The organism is Nonomuraea sp. NPDC049709, assembly GCF_040674815.1.
GTDB lineage: Bacteria > Actinomycetota > Actinomycetes > Streptosporangiales > Streptosporangiaceae > Nonomuraea.
Genome location: NZ_JBFANM010000002.1, coordinates 149,915 through 166,097, shown reverse-complemented (window position 1 = coordinate 166,097; position 16,183 = coordinate 149,915). Strand labels below are relative to the sequence as shown.

Genomic DNA, 16,183 nt, shown 5'->3' with positions numbered 1-16,183 from the left:
TTTTTCATGTTCCCGAGCCCCATGGAGCTCCCGTGTCCAAGATCCCCCTCGCCCTGGTCCTCACAGGAGGCAGCCCCGGCCGCCGCGCGCTCGTGCGGTCATGGTTTCGGGAGCGTATGGAGACGCCACGGCGCCTGGGAATATCGGTCGGACACGATGCAGGGTTCTACTTTTCCGCGGGCCAGTACTCGTCCCTCAGCAGCCGCTTGTAGAGCTTGCCTGTCGGATGGCGGGGCAGCTCGGGCCGGAAGTCCACCGTCTTGGGGCACTTGTAGTGGGCCAGGTGCTCCCGGCAGTACGCGATCAGCTCCGCCTCCAGACCCGGCCCCGCCTCGTCCATGGACACCGGCTCGACCACGGCCTTGACCTGCTCCCCCATCTCCTCGTCCGGCACCCCGAACACCGCCACGTCGGCCACCTTCGGGTGCACCGACAGCACGTTCTCGGCCTCCTGCGGGTAGATGTTCACCCCGCCGGAGATGATCATGTACGAGCGGCGGTCGGTGAGGTAGAGGAAGCCCTCCTCGTCCAGGTAGCCGATGTCCCCCAGCGTGGTCCAGCCCCGGCCGAGGGGGTCCTGGGAGGAGCGGGTCTTGGCGGGGTCGCCGTGGTACTCGAAGCGGCCGCCGTTCTCGAAGTAGATCGTGCCGTGCTCGCCCGGCGGCAGGTCGTTGCCGTCCTCGTCGCAGATGTGCACGACGCCGAGCAGCGAGCGGCCGACCGTGCCCTTGTGCTGGAGCCAGTCCTGGGGGCCGACGTAGAGGAAGCCGTTGCCCTCGGTGCCCGCGTAGTACTCGTGGACGATCGGGCCCCACCAGCCGATCATCTGCTCCTTGACGGGGACGGGGCAGGGGGCGGCGGCGTGGATGGCGTACTGGAGGGAAGAAAGATCGTATTTTGTCCGGGTTTCTTCGGGCAGCTTGAGCATCTTGATGAACATCGTGGGGACGACCTGCGAGTGCGTCACCTTGTACCGCTCCACCAGCGCCAGGTACTGCTCCGGGTCGAAGCGCTCCATCACCACGACCGTGGCCCCGAGCCGCTGGAACGTCAGGCTGTAGCGCAGCGGCGCGGCGTGGTAGAGCGGCGCGGGCGACAGGTAGACGCTGTCCTCCGACGGCGCGAACAGGCCCTTGATGAGCTGCAGCAGCATGCCGGGCTCGTCGAGCGGGCCGTGCGTGGAGGCCAGCTTGACGCCTTTGGGCCGGCCCGTGGTGCCCGAGGAGTAGAGCATGTCCATGCCCATGCACTCGTCCTCGATCGGGGTGACCGGCTGCTTGGCCACCGCCTCCTCGTACGACTCGAAGCCCTCGGCCACGCCGTCCAGCATGAGCCGCAGCTCGACGTCCGGCGTGGTGGCGGTGACGGAGGTGGCGACGCCGGCCAGGTCCGCGCTCGAGAGGAACACGCGGGCGCCGCAGTTGTTGACGATGTAGGCCAGCTCGTCGGTCTGCAGCCGTGAGCTGATCGGCGTGTAGTACAGGCCCGAGCGGTGCGCCGCCCAGGCGACGGCCAGGAAGAGGGGGTGGTTGGCGAGCATGAAGGCGATGTGGTCACCCGGCCGCAGCCCGGCCGCGCGGAACAGGTGGGCCAGCCGGTTCGACTCCTCGTCCAGCTCGCGGTAGGTGACGACCTGCCCGGAGCCCGCCATGATCACAGCGGGCTTGTCTGGGGTGACTGCTGCGATGGCTCCCGGATACATGAACAGAACACTATTCGGTTGATCGCCCGCCGCGCCAGAACCCGTTTCCCGGCACGCCGAGAGCCGCGGCCTCGCCGTTGAGGCCGCGGCTCATGGGCGGTCAGGCAGCCGCGTGGTAGACGTCCTTCCAGCCGGAGTGGTAGCCGGCCGGGCGGTGCCGGTCGCCCCTGCTCACGTCCACGTAGATGTGGGCGGCGTTCTTACCGGAGAAGGAGAAGTGCGCCGAGTGCTTCCCGCAGAAGGAGAAGCTCTTGAAGTACGAGGAGCCGTCCTTGTTCACGACCTTGAACGTCTCCCACGCGCACTTCTTCTTGCCCCACCACTTGTAGTTGGTGAGCGTGCTGTGAACGGTGTAGAAGTGGTTGAACCGCCACTCCCACGTCCACTTCTTGACCTTCTTGACGACCCACTTGCAGTGGCGCTCGCCCTTGTGATCTTTCTTGCAGACCCACTTCTTGACCGGCTCCCACTTCCAGGACCAGTGCTTGAAGCGCTTCTTCTCGATGGCCACATGCCCGCCGGCCTTGGCCTTGTGGTCGCCGGAGAAATAGGATCCCCAGTCGACGACATAGGCGGATGTGGCGGTTGTTGCGGAAGTGGTCGTCGCGTTCGCGGCGACCGGAGCGCCTATCGCCACCAATGCGGCGGCCGTGACACCCAGCATGATTCGTGACACGAATCGCACTTCAGGGCCTCCTCGGGAGAGGTTGTGCTGACCCTGTCTTGGTACGCCCGCCGCATTGCGCGCCGCTTTCAATTCGCTTGACGCCATAAAAGGATCGACAAGGCGATATTCCCGATCTTTCCCCTGGCGTTCTCGAAATCATTCCGCGGGAATGACCGAGCCCTCGTACTTCTGCTGGATGAAGTCCTTGACCTTCTGGTCCTGAAGGAGCTTGCCGAGGGTCACGATGTTCGCGTCCTTCTCGTGGCCGGCCGGGACGACGAGGCCGTTGACGTACGGGTTGCCCGCGGTCTTCTCCAGCACCAGGGCCTGCGTGGCGGGCTTGAGCCCGGCCTCGATGGCGTAGTTGCCGTTGATCACCGCAGCGTCGACGTCCTCCAGCGAGCGCGGGAGCTGCGCCGCCTCCAGCGGCTTGAACTGCAGGTTCTTCGGGTTCCCGGTCACGTCGCGCTCGGTGGCGGCGGTGCCGGCGCCGGCCTTGAGCGTGATCACGCCGTTGTCGGCGAGCAGCTTGAGCGCGCGGCCCAGGTTCGTGGCGTCGTTCGGCAGGGCCACGGTCGCGCCACTGGCCAGCGCCGAGACGTTCGTGATCTTCTTGGAGTACAGGCCCAGCGGCTCCAGGTGGACCGGCGCGACGAAGCTCAGCTTGGTGCCCTTGGTGGCGTTGAAGTCGTCGAGGTACGGCTTGTGCTGGAAGAAGTTGGCCGTGAGCTGGCCCTCGTCGAGCTGCACGTTGGGCTGGACGTAGTCGGTGAACTCCACGATCTCCAGCTTCAGCCCGGCGGCCGGGGCCAGGTTCTGCTTGACGAAGTTCAGGATCTCGGCGTGCGGCACGGGGCTGGCGCCGATCTTCAGCACGGTGTCGGCCGACTCGGCGGTCTTGGTGCCCGCCTCCGTCGCCGACTGCGACGTACCGCATGCGGCGAGCGACAGAGCCAGCGCGACGGCACCCACAAGGCGGTGAATTTTCATGATTTTCCTTACTTATGCGATAGGCGCCGAGCGACCCAGTCGCCCAGGCTCTGCAGGAGTTGCACGATGACGAGCAGCAGCACGACCGTCACGATCATGAGCAGCGTCTCGAAGCGCTGGTAGCCGTACCGGACGGCGAGGTCGCCCAGGCCGCCGCCGCCGAGCGTGCCGGCCATCGCGGAGTAGCCGATGAGCGCGACCACGGTCACGGTCAGGCCCGCCACCAGGCCGGGCAGCGCCTCGGGCAGCAGGACCTTGCGCACGATCGTGGTCCGGCTCGCGCCCATGGCCTGGGCCGCCTGCACGACGTCCGCGCCGACCTCGCGCAGCGCCGTCTCGACCAGCCGGGCGAAGAACGGCACCGCGCCCACGGTCAGCGGCACCACGAACGCGGCGGTCCCGATGGTGGTCCCGACCACCAGCCTGGTGAACGGGATGATCGCGATCATCAGCACGATGAACGGCAGCGACCGCCCGACGTTGACCACGAATCCGAGCGCCGACTTGAACGCCGGCGCCGGCCGCAGCCCGCCCCGGTCGAACGCCACGAGCGCCACGCCCAGCGGCAGCCCGAGCAGCGCGGTGAACAGCGTGGACCAGCCGACCATCTGCGCCGTCTCCAGCGTGGCGGGCCACAGCAGCGGCAGCATCTCTTCCCAGGTCACGCGGCCTCCCCAGCCACTTCGACGATCAGTCCGGAGTCCCGCAGGTACGCCAGCGCGGCGGCCGAGTCGGCGCCGTCGAGCGCGACCCGCAGGCGGCCGACCGAGCCCCCGGCCAGCTCCTCGATGGAGCCGCCCAGGATGCTGAGGTCCACGTCGAACTTCCTGACCACCTCCGACACCACCGGCTGCCGGGGGTCGCCCGTGAACGTGAGCGTCACGGACCCGGCGGGCGCGGGCTCGGGCAGCGGGAAGATCTCCCTGGTCAGGCGGGATCCGGGGGTCCTGATGAGGTCGGCGATGACGCCCGACTCCTCGATGCGGCCGCGGGACATGATGGCGACCGAGTCGCAGACGCTCTTGACGACGTTCATCTCGTGGGTGATGAGCAGGATCGTCAGGCCGAGCTCGGCGTTGAGGCGCTTGAGCAGCGCGAGGATCGACTGCGTGGTGGCCGGGTCGAGCGCCGAGGTGGCCTCGTCGGACAGCAGCACGGCCGGGTTGCCGGCCAGCGCCCTGGCGATGCCGACGCGCTGCTTCTGGCCGCCGGAGAGCTGGTGGGGGCGGTCCTTGCCGCGCCCGTCCAGGCCGACCAGTTCGAGCAGCTCGGCGACGCGGCGCTCGCGCTCGGCCCTGGGCACGCCCATGACCTCCAGGGGGAAGGCGACGTTCCCGGCGACCGTGCGGGAGGAGAGCAGGGCGAAGTGCTGGTGGATCATGCCGATGCGCTGGCGGGCGCGGTTCAGCTCGCCGCTGCCGAGTGCCGTCAGGTCCTGGCCCGCGACGGTGACGGTGCCCGCGGTGGGGCGTTCGAGCAGGTTGACGCAGCGCAGGAGGGTGCTCTTGCCGGCGCCGCTCTGACCGAGCACGCCGTAGATCTCGCCTTCGCGCACGTGCAGGTCGACGCCGTCGAGGGCGACGGTGGTGCCGTACTGCTTGCGCAGGCCTGAAGCCTGGATCACGGAAAATCCCCACGACTGAGCGCGGCCGCCAGCGGGGCCGCGGGAACGTACATCACCGGAAGAGAGGGCTCGGGGTCAGCGGGTGCCCGGGTGGAACGGCAGGTGGCTCAGCCTGCGCAGCACGAAACCAGGTGTGATCATGACGACCTTCGAGGAGAACGGGCGGACGGAGTGCTCTAACGGGCCGGCATTCGCCCCATACGCATGCAGCGACACGCCGCGTCCCTGGGGGCGCCGCGGTCGGTCACGTATGCCTCGTTCACGCCGTTGCTAACGACGTGGTGAGATCCCTGTATTCCCCGTCTGTTTCGTGATCCGCGTCACGCTCCGCCGCAGGTCAGCCAGGCGGCCTCGCGCTACGCCATCCGGAGGCCGTCCCCGCGGCGGCCCTTGGCGACCTCTCGCAGACCGCGCCGCACCCGGAGGGCGGGCGGTGCAGGGAGTGCGTGCAGGCGATCCCGGCGGTCCCGGCGGTCCCGAGGATCCCGGCGGTCTCGGCAGCCTCGGCGGTCCCGGCGGTCCCGGGGGGTGCGGGCGGACAGGCGACTGCCCCGCCGCACCCCAGGAGGCCGGGTGCGGCGGGGCAGTGGTCTCGCGAGTCAGGCCGCCACGGTGGACGAGGCGACCTGAGCCGGGGCGAGCGCGATGTCCAGGACCTCGCGCACGTCGCTGACCGGGTGGATGGTCAGCTCCTTGCGCACCTCCTCGGGCACGTCGTCCAGGTCCGGCTCGTTGCGGGCCGGGATGAGGACCGTGGTGATGCCCGCCCGGTGCGCGGCCAGCAGCTTCTGCTTAACGCCGCCGATCGGCAGCACCCGCCCGGTCAGCGAGATCTCGCCGGTCATGGCCACGTCACCGCGGACCAGCCGCCCGGACAGCAGCGAGGCCAGCGCCGTCGTCAGCGTCACACCGGCCGACGGCCCGTCCTTCGGCACGGCGCCCGCCGGGAAGTGCACGTGCACCGAGCGGTCCTTCAGCGCGGTGACCGGCAGCTCCAGCTCCGCGCCGTGCGAGCGCAGGTAGGACAGCGCGATCCGGGCCGACTCCTTCATCACGTCGCCGAGCTGGCCGGTGAGCGTGAGCCCCGTCTCGCCCGTCTCCGGGTCGGCCAGCGACGCCTCCACGTAGAGCACGTCGCCGCCCGCCCCGGTGACCGCCAGGCCGGTGGCCACGCCCGGCACCGAGGTGCGCTGCTTGGCCTCGGGCAGCGACGACTCCGGCACGAACCTGGGCCGCCCGATGTAGTCGACCAGGTCGTCCTCCCGCACGGTGACGGGCAGCTCGTCCCTGGCCGTGACCTTGCGCAGGATCCTGGCGACCGAGCGCTCCAGCGAGCGGACGCCGGCCTCACGGGTGTATTCGGCGGCCAGCCTGCGCAGCGCCGCGTCCTCGACCGTGACCTCCTCGGCGGTCAGCCCGGCCAGCTCCAGCTGCCGGGGCAACAGGTGGTCGCGGGCGATCGCGACCTTCTCGTCCTCGGTGTAGCCGTCGAGCGTGACGACCTCCATCCGGTCGAGCAGCGGCCCGGGGATGGCCTCCAGGACGTTGGCCGTGGCCAGGAACAGCACGTCGGACAGGTCGAGCTCGACCTCGAGGTAGTGGTCGCGGAACGTGTGGTTCTGCGCCGGGTCGAGCACCTCCAGCAGGGCGGCCGTGGGGTCGCCGCGGTAGTCGGCGCCGACCTTGTCGACCTCGTCGAGCAGGACGACCGGGTTCATCGAGCCGGCCTCGCGGATGGCGCGCACGACGCGGCCGGGCAGCGCGCCGACGTAGGTGCGCCGGTGGCCGCGGATCTCGGCCTCGTCGCGTACGCCGCCGAGCGCGACGCGGACGAACTTGCGGCCCATCGCGCGGGCCACTGACTCGCCCAGCGAGGTCTTGCCGACTCCGGGAGGGCCGGCCAGGGCCAGCACGGCGCCGCTGCGGCGGCCGCCCACCACGCCGAGACCCTTCTCCTGGCGGCGCTTGCGCACGGCCAGGTGCTCGATGATGCGGTCCTTGACGTCGTCGAGGCCGGTGTGGTCGGCGTCGAGCACGGCCCTGGCGCCGGTGATGTCGTAGTTGTCCTCGGTGCGCTCGTTCCACGGGATGTCGAGCACGGTGTCGAGCCAGGTGCGGATCCAGCCGATCTCAGGGGACTGGTCGGGGGTCCGCTCCAGCTTGTCGACCTCCTTGAGGGCGGCCTCGCGCACCTTCTCCGGCAGGTCGGCGGCCTCCACCCGGGCCCGGTAGTCCTCTTCCTCGGTCTCCGTGGAGTCGCCGTTGAGCTCCTTGAGCTCCTTGCGCACGGCGGCGAGCTGCTGGCGCAGCAGGAACTCGCGCTGCTGCTTCTCCATGCCCTCCTGGACGTCCTTGCGGATCGTCTCGGCGACGTCGAGCTCGGCGAGGTGCTCGCGGGACCACTCGATCAGCTTGGCCAGCCGCTCGGCCGGGTCGGCGGCCTCGAGCAGCTCGACCTTCTGCGCCGTGGTCAGCCACGGGGTGTAGCCGGAGCTGTCGGCCAGCACCGAGGGGTCGTCGATCTGGTTGACCTGGTCGACCACCTGCCAGGCGCCGCGCTTCTGCAGGATGGTGGTGGCCAGCGCCTTGTATTCCTTGGCCAGCTCATGGGCGCGCTCGCCGGCCGCGACGGTGTCGATCGTGTCGGCCTCGACCCACAGCGCGGCGCCCGGTCCGGTCGTGCCGGTGCCCACGCGCACGCGGTTCACGCCACGCACCACGGCCGCCGGCTCACCGCCCGGGAGCCTCCCGACCTGCTCGATCACGGCCTGGACGCCGATCGCGCCGTAACGACCGTCAATCCGGGGAACGAGGAGGACCCGTGGCTTGTTGCCACCGGATGCACGGGCCGCCTCTATGGCAGCGCGCACCTCGGAGTCGGACAGGTCCAGCGGAACCACCATTCCCGGCAGGACGACCTCGTCGTCCAGCGGCAGGACCGGGAGGATCAAGCTCTCACTCATGCGAACTCCAAAGGGTTGAGTTATACCGGCTCAACTCATCGGAGCCTGGTGCTGTTCCCTTCATTGCTGATGTTCGCTCAGGGCGATCGTAATCATGTAAGCGATACCTGAGGGTGAGGAAGAATCAAACCTGGGTGTGACGCCTCCCGCCGGGGCGGCTCCTAAGCTTGACCGGGTGATTCTCGTCCGGCGCGTGCGCGAACTCGGCCAGGCGCTCGCGCACGGCCGCCTGCGGAGCGCGGGAAGGGGCCATCGTGGCGATCGGGCCGAGGACCGGCCTGACGCGGGCGGTCCTGGCGATGGGGCCCGCGACCGTCCCGACACCGGGGGCCGGGGTGATTGGGGCGGGGACCGGCCTGACGTCGAAGGTCGTGACGATGGGGCCGGGGGCCGGCCTGACGTCGAGGGCCGTGACGATGGGGCTGCAGACCGGATCGAGCCGGGCGGACGCGGCGATGGGGCCGGGGGCCAGGCGGAATCGGGCGGGCGGGTGCGGCGGGCGGTGACGGCGGTCGTGCGGCCGTTCGGGCTGGCGCTGTTCCAGGGGGACGCCGATCCGCCGGCCGCCACGCCCCGGCTGACCTATCCGGTGCCGCGCCTGCTCGGCATCCTGGTGCCGTTCCGGACCTACAACCTGGTCCAGGCCGCCGATCTCGTCCTGGCGATCGTCCTCTACGGGCTCACCCTCTCCATGGTGCTCGACTGGAACACCGAGGCCGCCCGGACGCTCGCGCTCGGCGGGAAGGCGCCCGGACCGGTGTCCGAGCTCTTCGCCTACCTGACCGCGATCGGTGTCTCTCTCCCCATGGCGCTGCGCCACCGGTGGCCGCTGGCCGCCTGGCGGGTGGCGATCGCCGGGATGCCGGTCGTCGTGTGGGTCGACATCACGCTGGTCCAGGGCGATCCGCCCTATCCCGTATCGGCGATCATCACCTACCTGATGGTGCTCTATTCCGTAGCCGTCCGCTGCGAGCGGCGGATCTCCGTGGGCGTCTGGGTGATCACGGTGCTCGCCGCCTGGATGATCCATCCCAACTCGATGCCGCTCATCGCCGTCATCGTGTCGGTCGCGGTGCTGTTCGGCTACAACGTCCGCGTCCGGCGCACCGCCACGGCGAAGCTGGTGAAGGAGGAGCAGCGCACCCGGCAGGCCGAGAGCGCGCAGGCCGTGCTGGAGGAGCGGGCCCGCATCGCGCGCGAGCTGCACGACGTGGTCGCGCACCACATGTCGGTGATCGCGATCCAGGCGGAGGCGGTGCCGCTCAAGGCGGCGGGCGATCCGGCGCAGCTGGAGGCGGGGCTGGCCGAGATCCGGGGGCTGTCGCTGGAGGCCATTGCGGAGCTGCGTCAGGTGCTCGGCGTCCTGCGCGACCAGGAGGGCCGTACCGACACCGCGCCACAACCTGGGCTCGACCGGGTGGAGGAGCTGGTCGCCAACGCACGTGCGGCCGGTCTGGCCGTGCTGGTCAAGCGGAGCGGCACGCTCGACGGGCTGCCGCCGGCCGTGCAGCTGTCGGCGTACCGGATCGTGCAGGAGTCGCTGTCCAACGCGATGCGGCACGCGCCCGGCGCCACGGTGGCGGTGGACGTCGCCCGCAAGGGCGGCGAGCTGCGGCTGCGCATCACCAACGGGCCGGGCACCGCCCCAGGGGAGAGGTCCGGGCGCGGGGCGGGGCAGGGGCTGGTGGGCATGCGGGAGCGGGCGGCGTTGCTCGGTGGCACGCTCGACGCCGGGCCCCTTCCCAGCGGAGGGTTCGAGGTACGCGCGACGTTGCCGATCGCGGAGAGGGAGAGCGCTTGATACGGGTTCTGATCGCCGATGACCAGGGGATGGTGCGCACGGGGTTCACCGTGTTCCTGAGCGGCCAGCCGGACATCGAGGTCGTCGGAGAGGCGGCCGACGGGCGGGAGGCCGTGGAGCGGGCCGCCGAGCTGCGGCCGGACGTCGTGCTCATGGACGTGCGGATGCCGGTCATGAACGGCCTGGAGGCGACCAGGGAGCTGCTGGCGCGCCAGGATTCGACGAGGGTGCTCATCCTGACGACGTTCGACCTCGACGACTACGTCTACGAGGCGTTGCGGGCGGGGGCGAGCGGGTTCCTGCTGAAGGACGCGTCGGCGGCGCAGCTCGCCGAGGCCGTACGCGTGGTCGCGGCCGGGGAGGCGCTCATCGCCCCGGCGATCACCAAGCGGCTGATCACGGAGTTCGCCCGGCTCGGGACGCCCCGGCCGGCGACCGGGAGGCGGGTGGAGGAGCTGACCGAGCGGGAGACCGAGGTGCTCACGCTGGTCGCCCAGGCGCTGTCCAACCAGGAGATCGCCGGGAAGCTGTTCGTGGCCGAACAGACGGTCAAGACGCACGTGGGGCGGGTGCTGATGAAGCTCGGGCTGCGCGACCGGGCCCAGGCGATCGTGTTCGCGTACGAGAGCGGGCTGGTGCGGCCAGGCGAGTGAGGCGGGGCAGGTGAGGCGGGGCAGGTGAGGCGGGGCGGGCCGAACGCGATGAGGAGCAAGATCAAGATCGTGTTGACCGAAGCTGCCCCTTGCGCCACCGCCGCAAGGATCAGCCCGGTGGCGGTCAGGCCCATCCTCATGTGGTGAGTCACCCCCGTGAATTCACAGGTCATCACTTTCGTTCGTTTCGTTACAGATAACGATCATATGAGCGTTCCGCTCCCTGTCCCCTCGTCGTACAGTCGGCGGATGGACCCGGTTGAGCTCTTCCATCAGGTGGCGGCCACCGTCCCCGCCTACGGCAGGTTCCTCGCGGAGCACGGCGTGGAGCCGTCGAAGATCGTGACCCTGGCCGACTTCGCGAGCCTGCCCATGACCACCAAGGAGAACTACACCAGCCGCCACCCCCTCCCCGATCTGTGCAGGGACGGTGTGATCGGGGACATGATCGCCGTCTCCTCGGGGTCCACCGGGGTGCCGTCGTTCTGGCCGCGCTCGGTCGGCGACGAGCGGGTGATCGCCGACCGCTTCGAGGAGGTCTTCAGGGACTCCTTCGACGCCGGCGAGCGCCGCACCCTGGCCGTGGTCTGCTTCGCCCTCGGCACCTGGGTGGGCGGCCTGTTCACCGTCGCCTGCTGCCGCCACCTGGCCGAACGCGGTTACCCGATCACCGTGGTCGCCCCGGGCACCGACCGGCGGGAGATCCTGCGGGTGCTCCCCGAGCTGGCCCCGCACTTCGACCAGGTCGTGCTGCTGGGCTACCCGCCGTTCCTGAAGAACGTCATCGACACCGAGGACCTGCCCTGGGCGGACTGGAACGTCAAGCTGGTCACGGCGGGCGAGGTGTTCAGCGAGGAGTGGCGCGCGCTGGTCGCCGAGCGGGCCGGGATCGCCGACCCCGTACGCGGCATCGCCTCCCTGTACGGCACCGCCGACGCCGGCGTCCTTGGCAACGAGACCCCGCTGTCGGTCGAGCTGCGCCGCTTCCTGGCCGGCCGCCCGCGCACGGCCAGGGACCTGTTCGGCGAGTCGCGGCTGCCGACCCTCGTCCAGTACGACCCCGGGGTCCGCTTCTTCGAGGAGCACGAGGGCACGCTGCTGTTCTCGGGCGACAACGGCGTCCCGCTCATCCGCTACCACATCGCCGACGAGGGCGGTGTCCTCCCGTACCGGGACCTGCTGAGCTTCGTCCGCGAGCGCGGCTTCGAGCCGCGCGCCCGGGGCCCCGAGCGCCCGTTCGTGTACGTCTTCGGCCGCAGCCACTTCACCGTGTCCTACTACGGCGCGAACGTCTACCCGGAGAACATCGCGGTCGGCCTGGAGCAGCCGGAGGTGAGCGGGGCGGTGACCGGCAGGTTCGTGGTGGAGGTGGCCGAGGACGAGCGCCGGGATCGGCACCTGACGGTGACGGTGGAGCTGATGCCCGGCGAGAAGCCGACCGACGAGGTCGCCCAGGCGGTGGGCGCGTCCATTCATGCCCAGCTCCTGCGGCTCAACAGCGAGTTCGCGGCTTATGTCCCCAAGCAGCAGCAGATGCCGTTCATCCGGCTCCGGGAGGCCGGCGACCCCGAGTACTTCCCACCGGGGGCCAAGCACCGTTACACCCGCTGACCCCGTTTCCGCCCATCCCGCTCTATCGCGGACGCCGACGGTCCCGGATGGGAGGAGACGGGCCGACGCTGTGTGGCTCGGACGCCCAGAGGTTTCCCTAGTGCGCTCCCTGGGGCGGCCAGGGCACGGGCGGGCCTACCGTCGAGGAGGCAGTGCCACGACGATCCATGGCAGGTGACGGCTCATGCTGGAAGACCTCGACCAGATGCTCGCCTGGCTGCTGGCGGCCCTCATCCGGCCCACGTCCGGCCTGTACGGCGAGTACGACCTGCGGCCCGGCGACCGGGACCCGGCCCCCGAAGCGCCCGCCCGGTACGGCGGCCAGGAGCGGCCGGAGCTGACGGGCACCACGCACATCCGTGACCTGCATCGGGACCTGCGCGAGCTGGGTTTCCTGCTGGCCCCGCCGGATGCGACCACCTTCACCACGGCCACGTGGCTGGCGGTCATGGAGTTCCAGCGCTACGCCTCGCTGCCCGACTCCGCCACCGAGCGCGAGCCCGGCCGGGCGACGCTCACCGAGGGGATGGCGGCCGACTCCCCCGTGCTCAAGGCCGGGCCCCGCTCCGCGTTCCCCGCCGCCCCGCCGTTCCGGGTACGCGTGGACGGCGAGATCCTCGAAGTCGGCGGCGTCACCGCCGACGGGTTCGGGGTGACGCGCGGCGTGCAGGACACGGTTACCGTCGCTCACGCCGCGGGCGCCGATGTCGAGCTGATCCGCTGGTCGGACCGGCTCATCCCGGTGCCCGCCCGCTTCTACGAGCGGTACGCGGAGCCGATCACCGGCGTGGTGAACCCGTGGACCCGGTTCGTGCTGCGCCGCTGGAAGCACCGGCGGCGGCGCTGCCCGGTCGTCGTGGAGGCGTGGGACCTGCGCGACAACCAGCCGGACCGCCTGCACCGGGTGACCGGTGCCCGGGCAGGCAACGTCGAGGCGAGCAACGTCGAGGCGAGCGACAACGGGGCAGGCAATGTCGGGGCAGGCAGCGTCGAGGCGGGCGACGTCTGGGCGGGCAACGTCTGGGGACGCGAGGTCACCGCGAACGGACCGCGCTTCTACGTCCGCGACCTGACCCGGACCTGGCCGCGCCCCGCCCGCCCGCCCGTCGCCCCCGCGCACCCGGAGCTGGACGTGGCCGGCGACTGGCGGGTCCTCGGCACCCCGCCCCCGGACGTCCCGCCGGACTGGCAGGGGCCCCGGTCCTGGCCGGAGTTCGGGCACACGTGGCGGCCGGAGGGCGAGATGTTGCCCGAGCACCTCCTGCCCGTCCCCGAACACGACGGGAGCGAGGGCGGAGACGGACGGGGGCCCACGTTGCGGGAGGTGCTCGACGCGGCCGACCGCGCGCCCCTCAGCACGTACAAGGTGGTGCGCGCGGTGAGCGAGGTCGAGGCGGTCGGCTACTTCGACGGCCTCAACGCCTACGACCGGGCGTTCGTCTCGCTGGGGCCGTGCCACTGGACGGCGGGACTGGCGGCGGGCCCCGCACCGGGGGCCGCCGTCGGCGAGGCCGAGCTGCCGGGCTTCCTCGCCTACCTCAAGGCCGCCGACCGCGTCGCGTTCGCGGAGGCCGTCGGGCGTTTCGGGATCGACGTCGCCCTCGCCTGGGGCGGGAACGGCGCGGCGCTGTTCGACGAGAACCAGCGCAAGTACACCTCCCGGCCCGCGGTCCCTCAGGAAGGCGGCGGGTGGCGCCCGCTGGCCACGGTCGAGGAGTACGACATGTTCCGCGGCTGGCACTGGTTCTACCGCTTCCAGATGGCCGCCCGTACCGTGGACGGCTTCCGCCGCGCGATGTGGCCCATGGCGCGGCTGCGGATCCGCGACATCGGCGAGACCCCCTGGGACGCGCCCGCCGGCCCGCCCACGTGGACGGTGCCGTCGCCGGACGGGCCCCGCCCGGCCCGCGTCAAGGACGTGGTCACCTCCGAGCGCGGCATGGCGCTGGTCTACCGCTGGCACATCAGGGCCCCGGCCAACATGGTGTCGGGCGGCCGGGCGGGGCCCGTCCTGCGCGGCGTCCACGAGGCGGCCGCCAAGGAGGACCCGGCGGCGTTCGCCGGCACCCCGGACACGTGGGGCGACGCCGCCGAGCGGGCCCTCGTCGCGGAGCTCAGGAAGCAGGGCGGGGGGTCGATCGAGGAGGTGCACGAGTGGCCCCGCCTGGCGTCCCGGAGGCGCGGCTTCACGCTGCCGGTCGAGCTCCTGCCGGAGGCGTCCGACGGCGGTGGCCGCCGGCTCGCCCTGGCCCGGGGCTCGTTCGAGCTGGACACGAGCGGCCTGCCGCTCCCGCCCCTGTGAGCGGTCAACCGGCCAGGGCCGCCGCGATCCGGTCCTCGGCCCAGGGCACCATGAGGAAGCCGCGCTTGACGGTCAGCACCTGCACGCCCGCCGTCCACGACTGGATCCCCGGGACGGAGGCCAGCGTGCGGGAGGTGAAGTGGTGCAGGTCGGCCGTGGTCGGCACGATCACCTCGCAGATCAGCGACGCCTGCCCCAGCATGGAGGCGATCATCCGCACGCCGCGCTCGTTCGACAGCCGCTCGGCCACGCTGTCCTGCATGCTGGGCTCGACCGACAGCCAGAACAGGATCTCCGCCTCGTAGCCGAGCGCGGCGGCCGGGATGAACGTGGTGATCGTGGCGCAGCCGCGCTCCAGCATGGCCTCCAGCCGCCGCCGGGCCGTGCTCTCGCTGATGCCCAGGCGGCGGCCGACGGACTGGAAGCTGGCCCGGCCGTCCTCGCGCATCGCCGCGAGCACCTCCCGGTCGACGTCGTCGAGGTGCCCGCGCTCGCACATATGCGCGGGCCGCCGCAGCGCGAACGGCGCCGCCCGATCTCCCAGCACCGGAACGCTCCAGTCGTAGCTGACCTTGTACGTGTGCAGCACCAGGTCGGCGTTGCTCTGCTGGGCTCCGGGCACGGAGTGGACGAAGTCGACCAGCATCGAGTACAGGTCGCGGTGCTTGGGCGCGACCAGCTCGAACACGATGTCGTACCCGCCGGTGACGATGGTGACGTAGCGGATGTCGGGGTTCCTGGCCAGCAGTCCCGCGACCCTGAGCTGGCTGCCGGGCGCGCAGGTCAGCCGCACCATGAACACGTGGACGGGCCCCTCGTGCTCCAGGTGCGGCAGCACCGCCACCCGGGCCAGGCCCGCGCCGATCAGGTGCTGGGCCCGGCGCGCCACCGTGGTGGTGGAGATGCCGAGCAGCTGAGCGATGTCGGTCCAGCTGGCCCGGCCGTTCACGTGGAGCGCGGCGAGGATCTTGCGGTCCAGTTCGTCGAGATCTTCCATCGGGGGCATCATCGCGCGATCAGGCCCGTGCTCGCACCTCGCCCAGCGCGGTGCCGAGGAACTCGCGGACGGTTGCCTCCCACAGCTCGGCCTCCTCGACCTGCGGCGAGTGCCCCGACTTCTCGAAGATCCGCAGCTCGGCGCGCGGGATGAGGCGGGCGATCAGCTCGCTGCACTCGGGAGGCGTGATCCAGTCGTGCCGCCCGACGGTCACCAGGGTGGGGGCTTCGATGCCGGGCAGGAGGTGCTTGATGTCGTAGTTCGGCTGGTTCACGGCGAAGGCGTAGTTGTGCGTCTCGTAGTGGTAGGGGGTGGCGGCCACCCGCCGCTCCACCGCGGCCGGGTCGTAGTCGTGGTCGTAGAGGGGCAGGATCTCGCGCCAGCAGTCGCGCAGGTCGTCGTCGTCGCGCACGGTGCCGGACATGATCCGGTCGAGCTTGTCCCGGTCGATCCGCACCCGGGCGGAGGCCGCGGCGTTGCGCGTGGCCAGCTCCTGGTTGGCGTTGTCGGCGGAGGTGTCGCGCAGCACCACGGCGCTCACCCGGTCCGGGTGGCGGGCGGCGTACTCCATGGCGATGAAGCCGCCGTACGAGCCGCCGGCGATCACCACCCGCTCGGCCCCGAGCCACTGGCGCAGGCCCTCGACGTCGGCCACCCACTGCTCGTGCGTGAACGGGCCGGTCAGGCCGCTGGCCCCGGAGCCCCTGGCGTCGAAGACGACCACCTTGTACGCGTCGGCGAGCCGGCCGAAGCTGCTCCTGGGCTCGGCGAGCGAGCCGAGACCCGGCGCGCCGTGGTGGGCGATGATCACGTTCTCGCCCTCGCCGAGGATCTCGACGTTCAGTGGGTTGTCGTTGATGTCGACGAACAAAA

13 protein-coding genes are annotated in these 16,183 nt (G+C 71.0%); 5 read left to right on the top strand and 8 right to left on the bottom strand.

What is annotated here, in order from left to right; all coding sequences use genetic code 11:
* Positions 1-166: 166 nt before the first annotated feature.
* The 6 genes from AB0J69_RS02895 to lon all read right to left on the bottom strand — a co-directional run bounded on the left by AB0J69_RS02895 (position 167) and on the right by lon (position 7,946).
* Complete coding sequence (locus AB0J69_RS02895; protein WP_364112170.1) at positions 167-1,702, bottom strand: AMP-binding protein; 1,536 nt, start codon at positions 1,700-1,702, stop codon at positions 167-169.
* Between the two features lie 100 nt (positions 1,703-1,802).
* Complete coding sequence (locus AB0J69_RS02890) at positions 1,803-2,378, bottom strand: hypothetical protein (protein ID WP_364112168.1); 576 nt, start codon at positions 2,376-2,378, stop codon at positions 1,803-1,805.
* Positions 2,379-2,525: 147 nt separating this feature from the next.
* Positions 2,526-3,359, bottom strand: a complete 834-nt coding sequence (locus tag AB0J69_RS02885) for a MetQ/NlpA family ABC transporter substrate-binding protein (RefSeq protein WP_364112166.1) — start codon at positions 3,357-3,359, stop codon at positions 2,526-2,528.
* Between the two features lie 8 nt (positions 3,360-3,367).
* A complete protein-coding gene (locus AB0J69_RS02880) occupies positions 3,368-4,024 on the bottom strand; it encodes a methionine ABC transporter permease (RefSeq protein ID WP_364112164.1) in 657 nt (218 codons plus the stop codon).
* Positions 4,021-4,983, bottom strand: coding sequence for an ATP-binding cassette domain-containing protein (locus AB0J69_RS02875; protein ID WP_364112162.1), 963 nt, complete (start codon positions 4,981-4,983; stop codon positions 4,021-4,023). Before AB0J69_RS02875 ends, AB0J69_RS02880 begins: the two co-directional genes overlap by 4 nt.
* 599 nt (positions 4,984-5,582) lie before the next feature.
* Positions 5,583-7,946, bottom strand: coding sequence for an endopeptidase La (gene lon / locus AB0J69_RS02870; protein WP_364112160.1), 2,364 nt, complete (start codon positions 7,944-7,946; stop codon positions 5,583-5,585).
* Positions 7,947-8,200: 254 nt separating this feature from the next.
* On the opposite strand from lon, the gene AB0J69_RS02865 reads away from it, so the two are divergent.
* The 5 genes from AB0J69_RS02865 (at position 8,201) to AB0J69_RS02845 (ending at position 14,313) form a co-directional block, all read left to right on the top strand.
* Positions 8,201-8,452 carry a hypothetical protein gene (locus AB0J69_RS02865; protein WP_364112158.1) on the top strand — a complete coding sequence of 84 codons (252 nt, stop codon included), beginning with the start codon at positions 8,201-8,203 and terminating at the stop codon, positions 8,450-8,452.
* Positions 8,449-9,747 carry a sensor histidine kinase gene (locus tag AB0J69_RS02860; RefSeq protein ID WP_364112156.1) on the top strand — a complete coding sequence of 433 codons (1,299 nt, stop codon included), beginning with the start codon at positions 8,449-8,451 and terminating at the stop codon, positions 9,745-9,747. Before AB0J69_RS02865 ends, AB0J69_RS02860 begins: the two co-directional genes overlap by 4 nt.
* Positions 9,744-10,400 (top strand): response regulator transcription factor, encoded by a 657-nt coding sequence (locus AB0J69_RS02855; RefSeq protein WP_364112154.1) that lies wholly within the window; start codon positions 9,744-9,746, stop codon positions 10,398-10,400. The genes AB0J69_RS02860 and AB0J69_RS02855 overlap by 4 nt, the downstream gene beginning before the upstream one ends.
* A 249-nt stretch (positions 10,401-10,649) precedes the next feature.
* Complete coding sequence (locus AB0J69_RS02850) at positions 10,650-12,011, top strand: phenylacetate--CoA ligase family protein (protein WP_364112152.1); 1,362 nt, start codon at positions 10,650-10,652, stop codon at positions 12,009-12,011.
* A gap of 184 nt (positions 12,012-12,195) precedes the next feature.
* The gene (locus AB0J69_RS02845; protein WP_364112150.1) at positions 12,196-14,313 is read left to right on the top strand and encodes a hypothetical protein; all 2,118 of its coding nucleotides are present in this window, start codon (positions 12,196-12,198) and stop codon (positions 14,311-14,313) included.
* A gap of 4 nt (positions 14,314-14,317) precedes the next feature.
* Here AB0J69_RS02845 and AB0J69_RS02840 read toward each other — a convergent pair whose 3' ends face one another.
* Positions 14,318-15,310: an Lrp/AsnC family transcriptional regulator gene (locus AB0J69_RS02840; protein ID WP_364112148.1), complete on the bottom strand. Its 993-nt coding sequence runs from the start codon at positions 15,308-15,310 to the stop codon at positions 14,318-14,320.
* 19 nt (positions 15,311-15,329) lie between these two features.
* On the bottom strand, positions 15,330-16,181 hold the full coding sequence (locus tag AB0J69_RS02835; RefSeq protein ID WP_364112146.1) for an alpha/beta hydrolase: 852 nt from the start codon (positions 16,179-16,181) through the stop codon (positions 15,330-15,332).
* Positions 16,182-16,183 lie beyond the last annotated feature (2 nt).